The sequence below is a fragment of the Desulfovibrio sp. X2 genome (assembly GCF_000422205.1).
In the GTDB taxonomy this organism is placed as follows: Bacteria; Desulfobacterota; Desulfovibrionia; order Desulfovibrionales; family Desulfovibrionaceae; genus Alkalidesulfovibrio.
The window spans coordinates 1-12972 of the sequence record NZ_ATHV01000007.1; the positions used below are offsets into that span (position 1 = coordinate 1).

Below are 12972 nucleotides of genomic sequence, written 5' to 3' on the forward strand. Positions count from 1 at the left end.
GCTCTAGTGTGACGTCCGCAAAATACGCAAAGCCGTATTTTGCGGAAGATCGCTGCGCCGAAAACGTGGTTTTCGGCTTGCTCACGTGTCGCGTACGACTCCTGCGCAGCATATCGACTTTTTTCACGGACGCGACACTAGCCCGGGCCCATCCCCTCCCCTACCTCATCCTGCCGCGCCTTCAGGGCACGAAGGCCGTCACGCACGCGGGCGCGCCCGTGCCGCCCGCAAGGCGCGGGGCGGCGACGAGCAGCACGGCCCCCGTGGGCGGCAGCCCGTCCAGCCCCCGCAGGCATTCCAGGCCGAGCCCGCCCGCTCGGGCCACGGCCAGGTTGGCCGCGAAGTCCGAGGCCTGCCCGCCGTCCAGGCCGTGGGTGTCCGTGCCCAGGCCCGCGGCGCCCCGCCGCGCCATCAGGAATTCGGCCGCCTCGGCCGAGATTCCCGGGAAGTGAAGCCCCCCTGCCCCATCCAGCCCGAGAAACGCGGCCCTGGCCGCCCCGGTCTCGCCCCACCTCTCCTCCCAGCCGGTGCGAAAGAGCACCAGGGCGCCCGCGGGCACCGGGCCGTGCGCGGCCTCGAAAGTCTCGACGCGCGCGAGGCCCAGGAGCGCGTCCGCGTCCCCTGCGCAGGCCTCCCGGCAGTCCAGGACCACGGCGGGCGCAAGGAACGGCCGGGCCAGGGCCTCGTCCAGGGTCGCCTCCCCGTCCACGAAGGCGCACGGCGCGTTGACGTGCGTGCCGGAATGCTCGCCCAGGCACGCCTCGCGCAGGCCGTAGCCGTGCGTGGCTATCGCGGCCGCAGGGCGAAAGCGCGTGGCCGGGTCTCCGGGCCAGTGCGGCATGTCCGGGGAGATGCGGTGCGTGAGGTCGAGGATGCGGGTGTAGCGAAGCGTCGGCATGGCGGGCTCTCACAGGGCGGTCGAGGGTCTCGGTCGGGGGCTCAGAACTCGATCAGGGGCGGGTGGGCGAAATGGCGCATCGCCCCTGCCGTGCCGCCGTCGAGCGGCAGGCCGGGCGGCAGGTCCCAGGCGGCGGAGCCGAAGACAAAGGGCTCCATGCGCCGCAGAAGCTCCGCGGCCGAGCCCACGGCAGCGGCGAAGAGGCCGTCCAGGCCGGCGCGCCGCTCCTCGCCCGTGACCGGGTCGCGGTAGGCCAGTCCGCCCTGCACCCGGGGCAGCTGCGCGGCCATGGAGGGGATGAAGAACAGGGCCAGGATCTCGCGCAGGCCGCGCGGCAGGAAGCGCCGCGCGCGATAGAGCGCCTCCGGAAGGAGCGGCAGCCTGCCCGCGGCCTGCAGCCCGGCGAAGACGCGCCAGGCCCGCGCCTGGCAGGGCACGCGAAGCTCCTCGGGCACGCCCGCGGCCTCGCACAGGCCGCCGCGCCGCATGATCCCGGGCAGCACGCCGCGCGCGCGGCGCAGCCGGCGGCCGAGGGACATGCTCCGGGCGCGGGCGAGGCCGGGGCCTCCCCCGTCGCTCGTCCCGCCCAGGAAATGGAGGCTCACGAGCGCTTCGAGGGCGCGGTGGCGCTGTACCGCGGCCGTGCGCAGTGCCGGGTCGGGATGGTGGTAGTCGCCCGTGGCCCAGAAGATGAAGGGGTGAAACGTCGCGTCCGCGCAGACGTGCGTGGCCAGCCCGGCCAGCCAGGCGGGCAACCAGGGCTCGGGCTTCGCGCGGAAGCGCCCGGCCGCGAGCCTGAGCACGGCGTGGGTGTCCTGGCCGTCCTGCCCGCCCAGGACCGCGGGCACGCGGCGGCAGGCGGCGGGCGCCCAGCGCGGCAGGTAGTAGAGCGCGTCGTGCGCCACGCCGCCCAGGAGCAGCACGTCGGGCCGGGCGGCCAGGGGCGCCTCCCAGGCCGTGCCGGACAGGGCCTCTGCCGTGGCCCGGGCCACCAGCCAGTGCGTCAGTTCCTGGGGCACTCCCCGCCGAGCCTCCGGTCGCGCAGCCACATGTCCGCCAGCACCAGCAGCACCATGGCCTTGCACACCGGCACCACGCGCGGGATGGCGCAGACGTCGTGGCGGCCGCCCACCGTGATCTCCACCTCCTCGCCCTGCCGGTTCAGCGTGCGCTGCGGCCGGGCGATGGACGGGATGGGCTTGATGGCCGCGCGGACGACGATCTCCTGGCCGGACGAGATGCCGCCCAGGATGCCGCCCGCGTTGTTGGAGGAAAATCCCTGCCTGGTGATGGAGTCGTTGTTCACGGATCCCCGGGAGCGCGCCGCGGCGAACCCCGAGCCGATCTCCACGCCCTTGACCGCGCCGATGCCCATGAGTGCATGGGCCAGGCAGGCGTCCAGCTTGTCGAAGACCGGCTCGCCCCAGCCCGCGGGCACGCCGCGGGCCACGACCTCGACCACGCCGCCCAGGGTCTCGCCCTCGGCCCGCGCCTGGACGCAGGCCTTCTCCCAGGCGTCCGCCGCCTGCAGGTCCGGGCTGAAGAAGGGCCGCTCCCGGAAATCTCTCAGGTCGATGCGCTTGACCGCGATGCCGCCGAGTTCCACGGGATAGGCCAGCACCTCCACGCCCATCTCGCGCAGCAGGCACTGGGCCACTGCCCCGCCCGCCACGCGCGACGCGGTCTCGCGGCCCGAGGAGCGGCCGCCGCCGCGGTAGTCGCGCAGGCCGAACTTGGCGTCGAAGGTCAGGTCCGCGTGGCCGGGACGGAAGACGTCCTTGATCTTCGAGTAGTCGCGCGAGCGCTGGTCCTGGTTGGCGATGGTGAAGCCGATGGGCGTGCCCGTGGTCAGGCCCTCGAAGACGCCGGACCAGATCTCCACCCGGTCGGCCTCCTGGCGCGCCGTGGCCGCCGCGCCGCCCTGGCCGGGCTTGCGCCGGTCGAGCTCGGCCTGGATGTCGGCCTCGGACAAGGCGATCCCCGCCGGGCAGCCGTCGATCACCCCCCCAAGGCCCCGGCCGTGCGATTCGCCGAACGTGGTCAGCCGGAATTCCCGGCCGAAAGTGTTTCCGCTCATGCCGCCTCCTGCCACGCCTTCTAGCCCGTCCGCCCGGGCTTGCCAAGCCGCGGCCGAAGCGCCCGGCGCGCAGCCCCCCTCCCGCACGTCAGCGGATCGCCGCGCGCGGGGAGCGATTGCCGTTGACACCCGCGACCGCTGCCGCCATGATGCACGATAAGGAGAAGTGCATGGAGCAGGACGCCTATCGCGATCTCGTGCTGGCGGACATGGCGCGGCTGTATCCGGAGCGGGACGCGGCCCGGCTCAAGGTGCTCACGGACACCACGGACTTCTACCGCGTGAACGCGGGCGACGCCGTGGTGCTCGACGCGGACCACCGCTACCTGATGGGCAACAACACCCGCGAGGGCCGCTTCGGCCTGGACGACGAGGTCAAGTACTGGGTCAAGCGGGCCACGGACCTGGCCACGGGCGAGCGGCGCATCGTGAAGCTGGCCTTCTTCGAGCACTTCGACGCCACGGTGGGCGGCGTCCGCTTCGAGTGCTTCAGGAGCCCGCGCAAGGAGGCGCGCATCCTGGAACTGGTGCGCGGCCACCCGCACTTCATGCAGGGCATCTCCCTGCCGGACGCGGCGGGCAACGTGGTGCGCGTGCTCGAGGTCATCCCGGGCAAGAGCCTGCCGGACCGCATCTTCGCCCTGGAGTGCGACCACGAGACCTATTTTCGCGAGATATTCCCGGAGGTCTTCTCCGGCTTCGTGGACTGCGCGCGGGCCATCGCCCTGCTGCACGAGCACTGCGAGAAGCACGGCGACGTGCGGCGCGACCACATCCTGGTGGACGGCGACACGGGCGCGTACCGCTGGATCGACTTCGACTACAACTTCATGCACGGCGAGAACATCTACAGCCTGGACGTCTTCGGCCTGGGCAACGTGCTCGTCTTCCTGGCGGGCAAGGGCGACGTGCTGGTGCCGGAGCTCAAGCGCGACCGGCCGGAGATCTTCGAGAAGCTCTACTGGGAGGACCTCTCCCTGGTCTGGCAGAACCGGGTGGCCAACCTGGCCAAGGTCTTTCCCTACATTCCGGAGTCCCTGAACCGCATCCTGACCCAGTTCTCAAACAGCGCCACGCTGACCTACGAGCACGCCGGGCAGATGCTCGACGACCTCGAGGCGGCGCGCGCGGATCTCGGGAGGTAAGCCATGCCCCACAACACCCCCTTCCTGGCCAAGTCCATCCTCGTCGCGGTGGACGGCTCGGAGAACTCCCGGCGCGCGGTGGAGCACGTGGCCGCCGTGCTCGTCTGCTCGTGCGAGTTCATGGTCACCCTGCTGCACGTCATCGCGGAGCCGGACCCGGACTATTTCGACGACAGCCCGGCGCGCCGCCTTGAGTGGATGGGCAAGGAGCGCCGTGAGGCCGAGACCTATCTCGAGGAATACAAGAGGATACTGACCGGCGCGGGGCTGCCCTCCTCGCGGGTCACGGTCGAGGTCAAGGAGATGGACTGCCCGTCCATCGCGCAGTGCATCCTGGCGCAGCGCGAAAGCCTCGGCGCGGACATCATCGTGCTCGGCCGCCAGGGGCGCGGCGCGCGCGAGGAGCTGCTGCTCGGCAGCGTGTCCAAGCGCGTGGTCCACCACGCCCACAAGTGCGCCATCTGGATCGTGACCTAGGGCGCTTCGTCCCCGGCGGCCTGTGCCAGCAGATCGCGGACCTCCCCGTCCCCGGTCTGGGAGAAGTCGTCGTACCACTGCCCCACGGCGCGGAAGGGCTCGGGCGTGGCCAGGCAGACCACCTCGTCGGCGATCCTCTCGAGCGCCGCCAGGGTGTCCCGCGGGGCCACGGGCACGGCCACGACGATGGAAGCGGGCCTTGCCGCGCGCACGGCCTGGACCGCGGCCTGCATGGTCGACCCCGTGGCCAGGCCGTCGTCCACCAGGATCACGGTGCGGTCGTGCAGCACAAGGGGGCCGCGCCCTCCGCGATAGGCCTTCTCGCGGCGTACGAGCTCCGCCGATTCCCGCTTGCTGACCTCCTCCACCGAGCGCTCGGAGATGTTCAGGCCGTCGATGATGCCGTGGCGGAGCACCCTGGTCCCGCCCCCGGCCAGGGCGCCCATGGCGTACTCCTCGTTTCCCGGCACGCCGAGCTTGCGCACCACGAAGACGTCCAGGGGCGCGTCGAGCGCCAGGGCCACCTCGTAGGCCACGGGCACGCCGCCGCGCGGCAGGCCGAGGACCAGAAGCCCCGCCGTCCCCTTGAAGCGCGCGAGCGCCTGCGCCAGCTTGCGCCCGGCGTCGCGCCTGTCGATGAACATGCCCATGCGCATCCTCCCTGGCCCGGCACGGCTCACCCGGACGGACCGTCCGCCAGCAGATCGCGCAGCCTGGCCGCGTCGCGCGCGGCGAAGCCCTGCTGGTCGTTGTCGAAATAGCAGTACACGTCGCGCCCCTCCTCGAGCCAGGCGCGCGCGGCCCCGGCCCAGTCCGCCAGCTCCTCGTCCGCGTAGGAGCCCTGGTAGGCGTCGCCCGGGCCGTGCAGCCTAAGGTAGACGAAGGGCGCCGTGACCTCGCGGGGCGAGCGGTAGCCCGCCAGCTCGTAGATGCAGAAGGCCGCCCCGGCCTTTTCCAGGAGATCGAGCACGGACGGGACGATCCAGGAGCGGTCGCGCAGCTCGAAGGCGCAGCGCAGCCCCTCGGGCAGGACCGCGAGAAAGGCGCGCAGCCGCGGAAGGTTCAGGGACCAGCGCGGCGGGAGCTGGAAGAGCACGGGGCCGAGCGCCTCGCCGAATTCGCGGAGCACGGCGAAGAGCTTTCCCGTGCTCCGCCCGGGGGCCTTCAGCTTCTTCATGTGCGTGGCGTAGCGGCTGGCCTTGCAGGCGAAGACGAAGCCCGGCCCGGCCTGCTCGCGCCAGGCGCGCACGGTATGGGCCTCGGGCAGGCGGTAGAAGGTGGCGTTGACCTCCACGCTCCGGAAACGGCGCGCGTAGTAGCCGAGCTCGCCGTCCTGCCCGAGGTCCTCGGGATAGAAGGGGCCGTGCCAGTGCGCATAGCTCCAGCCGGAGGTGCCCACCAGGCAGCGGCCCCGGGCGCGCGCGGCGCTCGTCACTTGTGGCCCTCGTGGGGCTCGACCTCGAAGGAGACCTTGGCGTTCAGCCGGTAGAGGATGATGTGGCCGTCCTTGACCTTGGCATGCAGGTCCTCCACGTAGACGGACCTGACGTTGTGCACGGTCTTTGAGACCTCGCGCACCGCGACGGCGGCGGCGTCCTCCCAGCCCTTCTCGGACTGGGCCAGCACTTCGATGACCTTCACGACGGGCATGGCGTCCTCCTTTCGGGTTGCAGGATCTGCACCCCCTCCCGGAGGCCTGGACCACGGGTCCGGGCCCGCTGCGCCCGAAACGGCGGACAAACGGCCGCGCGCCGGGGACGGGCGCAGGGAGCCTCCTCCATAGCATGGTTTCAGGGATTTGCCACACCCTCGCGAGGCGCGGCAGAAGCGGACAGGAGCGTCCGCGATGCGAAGGCCCTCGGGCTAGTGCTGCTCCGGAGCCCTGGCGGGAGTCTGGGGGGTCTGGGGAGTCTGGGCCGCGGGCAGCGCCTGGCCCTTGGACAGGTTGTCCTCGAGCTCCTTGTTGATCTGGTCCAGGAACTTGGAGGTCTGGCGCAGGAGATCCTGAAGGTTCTTCCTGGCCACCTCCTGGGCCTCCTTGCCCAGCCGCTGCGCATCGGCGCCCGTGCGGGCCTGGAGCCCGGCCAGGGTCTTGCGCACGGTCTCCACGAGCAGCTTCACCTGCTCGCGCAGGGCGCTCAGCTGGTCGTGCATGCGCGCCGTGGTCCGGTCGGCCTTCTTCTGCAGCTCGTCCACCTGGGCCTTCAGGTCCTCCTGGGCGGCCTTGAGCGTGGCCATGTCCTCCTTCTGCTGCCGCGCCTCGGCGGCCTGCTCCGGCGTCTGGCGCATGGCGCAGCCCGCGGCCAGGAAGAGGCAGAGCAGCAGGCAGGCGAGGGCCCGAAGGGTCGTGAAAGCGCTCGGACGGACGGCCGCCGAGGCGGCGCGATGCGGTGCAGGGCGGCAAGCGGGCATACGGAAGACCTCCATGATCCTGGATCATGTCGCGGACAGAGGGTTCTGTCAAAAAGTTCCTGCGCGATTTTCATCTATCATTGCAGGACGCTTCGCCAGGTCGTAGAATGGCGTTCCGAGTATCGGACAATGTGCCCAGCGACCGGCGGGGCTGTGTCCGAGGGAAAGAGCCCAGAGGGGCTCCAAAGGAGCTGCTCATGCCCTGCATCCTGATAGTGGACGACGACCCCTTCGTGCGCGCGGCCCACCTGCGCAACCTGCAGCGCAAGGGCTACGAGGTCTGCGAGGTCGAGGACGGACATTCGGCCATAGAGCTCATGCGCGAGCGGCCGGTCGAGGCCGTGCTGCTCGACTTCATGCTCCCCGGCATGGACGGGCTGGAGACCTTCCTCAAGATGCGCTCCGTGTTCGGCGAGGACGGCCCGCCCGCCCTGATGATCACGGGCCAGGGCAGCATGCACCTGGCCGTGGAGTTCATGAAGGCCGGGGGCGCGGACTTCGTGGAGAAGCCAGTCACGGACTACGACATCCTGGACATCCGCCTGCGCCGGGCCATGGAGAACGCGCGCCTCAGGCGCCGCGGCAAGGAGGAGGAGATCCTGCGCAAGGCCGCGGAGGAGTCCGACCATCTGAAGGACACCTTCATCGGGCTCGTGGCCAAGGAGCTGAAGCGGCCGCTGGACGACGTGCTCTCCCTGGCCGAGCACATGGCCGAGGGGATCCAGGAGGGCACGTGCCCGGCCCTGGACGAGGCCGGACGCATGTTCGGCTCGCTCCTCGAGGTCTCCCGCGTGGTGGACGACATCCTCGAGCTGGCCGCGTCCGACGGCGTGGCCCCGCTCAAGCTCGCGCCCACGCTCCTCGTGGAGGTCATGCAGCGCATCCGCCCCGAGATCGAGGGCAAGAGCGCGGCCAAGGGGCTCGAGCTGCGCTGGATTGTGCCCGACATCCTGCCCCGGGTCATGGCCAACCCCGCCAAGCTGGCCGAGATCCTGCGCAAGCTCGCGGACAACGCGGTGAAGTTCACGGACAACGGCTTCGTGGAGGTGCGCGTGGAGAGCGACGGCAGCGACGTGCTCGTCTCGGTGCGCGACTCCGGCCCGGGCATCGCCCACGCGGACCAGCCCCGCGTCTACGGCCGCTTCGAGAAGCTGGCCCAGGCCCAGGAGAGCCCGGGCGCGGGCGTGGGACTGTTCATCGCCAAGCGGCTCGCCGAGCGCATGAAGGCCCGGCTGCGCCTGGAGAGCATGCCGGGCCAGGGCAGCGTCTTCTTCCTGATCCTGCCAGTGGCCGAATGACACCCGCACCTCCGTCCCGAGAACGACGAAACGGCCGCGCGCCCCTTTCCGGGCTGCGCGGCCGTTTCGCGTTTCGGATGTCTTTTCCCGTTCCGTCAGTCCGGCTGCGGGTCGCCCTTCTCCGTCGCCTCCTGCTCCATGGCGTGAGCCGTGACCAGCTGGCCGCAGGCGGCCTTGATGTCCTGCCCCTTGGAGCGGCGCAGGATGGTGGTCACGCCCTTGGCGCGCAGCAGGGACTCGAAGGCCAGCACGCGCTCCGGGTCCGGGGCCTCGTAGGGGCCGCCCTCGCTCGGGTTGTAGGCGATGAGGTTGACCTTGGACTTGAAGGTTGAGAGCAGGCGCACCAGGTCGCGCGCCTCGCGCTCCGAGTCGTTGACCCCGCCGATGAGGATGTACTCGATGGTCACGCGCTCGCGCGGCTTCAGGGGATAGTCGCGCAGCTCGGCCACGAGCCGGTCGAGCGGCATGGCCGCCGCGGCCCGGGGCATGATCTTCTCGCGCAGCCCTTGCGTGGGCGCGTGCAGGGAGACGGCCAGGAGCGCGGCCTCGGCCGTGCCCAGGCGCGCGAGGGTGCCGGGCAGCCCCACGGTGGACACGGTCACGCGGCGCTGGCCGATGCACAGCCCCTGCGACTCGCGCATGGTGGCGAGCGCGGTGAGCAGGGTGTCGAGGTTCTGCGTGGGCTCACCCATGCCCATGAACACGAGGTTTCGGAGCGTCATGCGCAGCTTTTCCCGCTCGATGTGCTCCTGCGCCGCCAGCACCTGGCCCAGGATCTCGCCCTGCGTCAGGTTGCGGTGAAAGCCCATGGTGCCGGTGGAGCAGAAGGTGCAGGCCATGGCGCAGCCCACCTGGGTGGACAGGCAGAGCGTGTAGTGCTCCCGCTCCGGGATGAGCACGGTCTCGATGAGCTCGCCGTCCGCGAGCCGGAGCAGGAACTTGACCGTACCGTCGCTGCTCGTGAGCACCTTGGCGGGCTCGGGCCGCGCGAGGCTGAAGGACTCCTCCAGGCGGCCGCGCAGGGCCTTGGAGACGTTGGACATCTCCGAAAAGGTGCGGACGCGCTTCTGCCAGATCCACTGGAAGACCTGGGCCGCCCGGAAGGCGGGCTCGCCGAGGTCCGCCACTGCCTCGCGCAGGGCGGGCAGGGAGAGGTCGAAGAGGCTTTGCTGCGTGAGATCCACTGTGTTTCCTGAATGCGGCCGCAGGGCGGCCCGGCACTGCCTAGACGATGCGCACGCCGCCCATGAAGTGGGCGCTGACGCGGCCGACCAGGGTGCTGCCCAGCCAGGGCGTGTTGCAGCTCTTGGAGTGCATGGTCTCGCGCGACGCGGTCCAGCGCACCTTGGGGTCGAAGACCACGATGTCCGCCGGGTCGCCGGGAGCGAAGCGGTTGGTCTCGATGCCGAAGACGCGGCCGGGCGCGTGGCTCATGGCGTCCACCAGGCGCTCCTCCGTGAGGATGCCGCCGGGCGTGAGCGACCAGACCAGGGAAAGCGCCGTGTCCAGGCCGGAGATGCCGCAGGGCGCGAGGTCGAACTCGACCTCCTTCTCGTGGTCCGCGTGCGGGGCGTGGTCCGTGGCCAGGATGTCCACGATGCCCGTGGCCAGGGCCTGGCGGAGGGACTCCACGTCGGCCAGGGTGCGCAGCGGCGGGTTGACCTTGGCCCTGGTGTCGTAGCCCTCGCAGGCCTGCTCGGTCAGCAGCAGGTAGTGCGGGCAGGTCTCGGCCGTGACGGCCACGCCGCGCGCCTTGGCGAAGGCGATGAGGTCCACCGAGGCCTTGCAGGAGACGTGGGCGATATGGATGGGCAGGCCCAGGCACTCGGCCATGAGCACGTCGCGCGCCACCTGGGAGGCCTCGGCCACCCACGGCTGGCCGCGCAGGCCGAGGCGCGCGCTGACCGCGCCCTCGTTCATGCCCGCGGCCGGGGCCATGGTCGGCTCCTCGCAGTGGTCGATGACGATGCGGCCGAAGGTCGCGGCGTACTCCACGGCGCGCCGGAAGAACTCGGCCGATGCCACGGGCATGCCGTCGTTGGAGAAGGCCGCGCAGCCCGCGGCCGCGAGGTCGGCCATGGGCGCGAGCTCGGTGCCGGAAAGCCCCTTGGAGAGCGCGCCGATGGGGTGGAGGAACGGCCCGGCCGGATGGCTCTTCCGGGCCGCGTCGAGCATGGCCTCGGTGATGGCCGCGTCGTCGTTCACGGGCTTGGTGTTGGCCATGCACATGACGTGGCCGAAGCCGCCGTGGGCGGCGGCGGAAAGTCCGGAGGGGATGTCCTCCTTGTACTCCTGGCCCGGGTCGCGCAGGTGCGTGTGGCAGTCCACCAGGCTCGGCAGCAGGATCTTGCCCGAGGCGTCCAGGACCTCGGCGCCCTCGAAGGCGCGCGTGGGGTCATGGGGCAGCACGTCGAGGATGCGGCCCTCGGCCGCGAGGCAGTCCACCAGGCAGTCGGCCGGGCGGTTCCTGGTGCCGCAGGCCAGGCGCGCGGCGCGGATGACGAGGTTTGCGCCGCTCATTGTGCGCCCTCCTTGCGGGTCATGTAGAGGAAGAGCAGGGCCATGCGCACGGCCACGCCCGAGGCCACCTGGTCGAGGACCAGGGAGGAGAGGGAGTCGGCCAGGCCGGAGTCGATCTCCACGCCGCGGTTCATGGGGCCGGGGTGCAGCACGCGCACGTCCGCGGCGGCGCGCTCGAGGTGGCGGGGGCCCAGGCCGTAGGTCCGGGCGTATTCGCGCAGGTCGGGCAGGAGGCCCGCCTGCATGCGCTCGAGCTGAAGCCGCAGGCACATCACGGCGTCCACGCCGTCCACCGCGGTCATGAGGTCGTCGTGGACCTCCACGGGCCAGGCCGAGATGTGCGGCGGCATGAGCGTGCGCGGTCCGCACAGCCGCACCGAGGCGCCGAGCCGGGTGAGCAGGTCCACGTTGGAGCGGGCCACGCGCGAGTGGGAGATGTCGCCCAAGATCAGCACCTTCTTGCCCGTGAGGCTCCCCCACTCCTGGATCAGGGTGAAGGCGTCGAGCAAGGCCTGGGTGGGGTGGGCGTGCCAGCCGTCGCCCGCGTTGATGATCGAGCACTCCAGTCGCTCGGAGAGGAAGCGCGCCGCGCCGCTCGCGCGGTGGCGGATGACGATGGCGTCGGGATTCATGGCCTGCAGCGTGAGCGCCGTGTCCTTGAGCGATTCGCCCTTGGTCAGGGAGCTCGACGAGGAGGCCAGGGCGAAGGTGTCGGCCGAGAGCCGCTTGCCCGCCATGTCGAAGGACGTCTTGGTGCGCGTGGAGGGCTCGGCGAAGAAGAGCACGACGCTCTTGCCGCGCAGCGTGGGAACCTTCTTCACGGGCCGCTGGTTCACTTCCTGGAAGGAATGCGCCGCGGCGAAGATGCGCTCCACGTCGGCAAGGGAGAGATGGTCGGTGTCCAGAAGGTCCTTGTGGGGCCAGACGGAAGTCTCGTGGGTGCTCATGGGGGCGGGTCCCGGCCCTGGGCGGGCCGCAGGTTGCGGTTTTTGGCCGCAGGAATTCTACTCGTTCAGCCCCGGACCAACAAGAAAAAGTTTTCCGCGTGTTCCCGGACCGAAAGCCCGAGCCCGGCGTAGCGCGGCGCGGTCTCGCGCCGCCAGCCGATCACGTCCGCGAGATGCCGGGAGGGGACGAGCAGCGTGTCCGGCCGGGGGAGCCCCGCGCGCACGTGCGCGGCCACGCGGGAGGCCACGTGCAGGTAGAGCGCCCGGCCGCGCACCCGCTGCCCGAAGGCCGGGTGCCAGGGGCCTGCCGCGATGGCCGCGAGCAGCGCGGGCTCGGGCGTGAGCCCGAGGCGGATGACCCTGACGTCCGCCTCCCACAGCCGGGCCACGGCCGTTCCGCAGGCGGCCAGGGCCTTTGCCAGCGGCCAGGGCGTGAAGGCGCCGCGGGCGTGCATGCGGGCGAGCGGGGTGCCCGAAAGCGCCAGGCAGGGATGCAGGCGCACGCTGTGCGCGCGAAGTTCCACGCAGCGCGCCGCGTCGGACAAAAAGCCCCGCAGGCTGCCGCACGGCAGCCCGGGCATGAGATGCACGCCGAGCCTGAGCCCTGCCGCGCGCACCGCCCGGCAGCCCGCGACAGCCGTCTCGCCGTCGTAGCCCCTGCGGCAGGCCGCGAGGGCCTCGTCGGAAAAGCTCTGCACGCCCACTTCCACGGTTTCCAGGCCGAGTCCGGCGAGCCGCGCGAGGAGGCCGGGCGCGCAGGCGTCCGGCCGCGTGGAGCAGCGCACCGCGACCACCGCCCCCTGTTCCCGAAAGCCCGCCGCGAGCCGCACGAAGCGCTCGGGCCAGTCCCCGGGCAGGGCCGTGAAGGTGCCGCCGTAGAAGCCGACCTCCACCGGCGGGGCGCCCTGCTCCATCCGCTGCGCGAGGGTGCTTCGCAGCGCGTCCAGGGCCGCGGCCAGCTCCGCCCCTCCGGGCTCTTCCACGCCGCCGTCGGCGCCGCAACCGGCTTCCCCGCACCCCGTCTGGATCCGCTGGTCGCAGAAGACGCAGCGCTCCTCTCCCCTGGCCGGACAGCCCGCATGGGGCAGGAAGACAGGCAGGAGCGGGGCGCCCTTCACAGGGGGCGCGGGGTGGAAAAAGGGGGCATAGTCCATATGGGATAAAAATTACCAGGAATTAAACCTACATGGAAACCCGT

At 71.3% G+C, this 12972-nt stretch carries 14 protein-coding genes; 3 read left to right on the plus strand and 11 right to left on the minus strand.

Going from position 1 to position 12972, the window contains the following annotated elements; translation table 11 throughout:
- Positions 1-181 precede the first annotated feature (181 nt).
- Genes DSX2_RS03115 through aroC form a run of 3 tightly spaced genes read right to left on the minus strand, consistent with a single transcriptional unit; the run spans position 182 to position 2975 of the window.
- Positions 182-898 carry a cyclase family protein gene (locus DSX2_RS03115; protein ID WP_020879582.1) on the minus strand — a complete coding sequence of 239 codons (717 nt, stop codon included), beginning with the start codon at positions 896-898 and terminating at the stop codon, positions 182-184.
- A 41-nt stretch (positions 899-939) separates the two neighbouring features.
- The gene (locus DSX2_RS03120; protein WP_020879583.1) at positions 940-1917 is read right to left on the minus strand and encodes a zinc dependent phospholipase C family protein; all 978 of its coding nucleotides are present in this window, start codon (positions 1915-1917) and stop codon (positions 940-942) included.
- Positions 1902-2975 carry a chorismate synthase gene (aroC, locus tag DSX2_RS03125; RefSeq protein WP_020879584.1) on the minus strand — a complete coding sequence of 358 codons (1074 nt, stop codon included), beginning with the start codon at positions 2973-2975 and terminating at the stop codon, positions 1902-1904. Before aroC ends, DSX2_RS03120 begins: the two co-directional genes overlap by 16 nt.
- 170 nt (positions 2976-3145) lie before the next feature.
- On the opposite strand from aroC, the gene DSX2_RS03130 reads away from it, so the two are divergent.
- Together DSX2_RS03130 and DSX2_RS03135 are read left to right on the plus strand one after the other, a co-directional pair.
- The gene (locus DSX2_RS03130) at positions 3146-4120 is read left to right on the plus strand and encodes a serine/threonine-protein kinase (RefSeq protein WP_020879585.1); all 975 of its coding nucleotides are present in this window, start codon (positions 3146-3148) and stop codon (positions 4118-4120) included.
- Positions 4121-4123: 3 nt separating this feature from the next.
- Positions 4124-4597 (plus strand): universal stress protein, encoded by a 474-nt coding sequence (locus DSX2_RS03135; RefSeq protein WP_020879586.1) that lies wholly within the window; start codon positions 4124-4126, stop codon positions 4595-4597.
- Here the strand turns inward: DSX2_RS03135 and DSX2_RS03140 are convergent.
- The 4 genes from DSX2_RS03140 to DSX2_RS03155 form a co-directional block, all read right to left on the minus strand.
- A complete protein-coding gene (locus DSX2_RS03140) occupies positions 4594-5247 on the minus strand; it encodes a phosphoribosyltransferase (RefSeq protein WP_020879587.1) in 654 nt (217 codons plus the stop codon). The two genes, DSX2_RS03135 and DSX2_RS03140, sit on opposite strands and share 4 nt — an antisense overlap.
- Positions 5248-5273: 26 nt before the next feature.
- A complete protein-coding gene (locus tag DSX2_RS03145) occupies positions 5274-6032 on the minus strand; it encodes a DUF72 domain-containing protein (protein WP_020879588.1) in 759 nt (252 codons plus the stop codon).
- Positions 6029-6247, minus strand: a complete 219-nt coding sequence (locus DSX2_RS03150) for a dodecin family protein (protein ID WP_020879589.1) — start codon at positions 6245-6247, stop codon at positions 6029-6031. The genes DSX2_RS03145 and DSX2_RS03150 overlap by 4 nt, the downstream gene beginning before the upstream one ends.
- Positions 6248-6460: 213 nt before the next feature.
- Entirely contained in the window at positions 6461-7009 is a 549-nt protein-coding gene (locus DSX2_RS03155) for a hypothetical protein (RefSeq protein WP_020879590.1), read from the minus strand.
- 197 nt (positions 7010-7206) lie between these two features.
- Here DSX2_RS03155 and DSX2_RS03160 point away from each other — a divergent pair, with 197 nt between their 5' ends.
- Positions 7207-8307, plus strand: a complete 1101-nt coding sequence (locus tag DSX2_RS03160; protein ID WP_020879591.1) for a hybrid sensor histidine kinase/response regulator — start codon at positions 7207-7209, stop codon at positions 8305-8307.
- A 95-nt stretch (positions 8308-8402) separates the two neighbouring features.
- Here the strand turns inward: DSX2_RS03160 and rlmN are convergent, their stop codons facing one another.
- The 4 genes from rlmN to DSX2_RS03180 all read right to left on the minus strand — a co-directional run bounded on the left by rlmN (position 8403) and on the right by DSX2_RS03180 (position 12892).
- Complete coding sequence (gene rlmN, locus DSX2_RS03165; protein ID WP_020879592.1) at positions 8403-9491, minus strand: 23S rRNA (adenine(2503)-C(2))-methyltransferase RlmN; 1089 nt, start codon at positions 9489-9491, stop codon at positions 8403-8405.
- 40 nt (positions 9492-9531) lie between these two features.
- Positions 9532-10827, minus strand: a complete 1296-nt coding sequence (locus DSX2_RS03170) for a dihydroorotase (RefSeq protein ID WP_020879593.1) — start codon at positions 10825-10827, stop codon at positions 9532-9534.
- The gene (locus DSX2_RS03175) at positions 10824-11774 is read right to left on the minus strand and encodes an aspartate carbamoyltransferase catalytic subunit (protein WP_020879594.1); all 951 of its coding nucleotides are present in this window, start codon (positions 11772-11774) and stop codon (positions 10824-10826) included. The genes DSX2_RS03170 and DSX2_RS03175 overlap by 4 nt, the downstream gene beginning before the upstream one ends.
- Positions 11775-11839: 65 nt before the next feature.
- Entirely contained in the window at positions 11840-12892 is a 1053-nt protein-coding gene (locus tag DSX2_RS03180; RefSeq protein ID WP_236615068.1) for a radical SAM protein, read from the minus strand.
- Between the last annotated feature and the right edge of the window lie 80 nt (positions 12893-12972).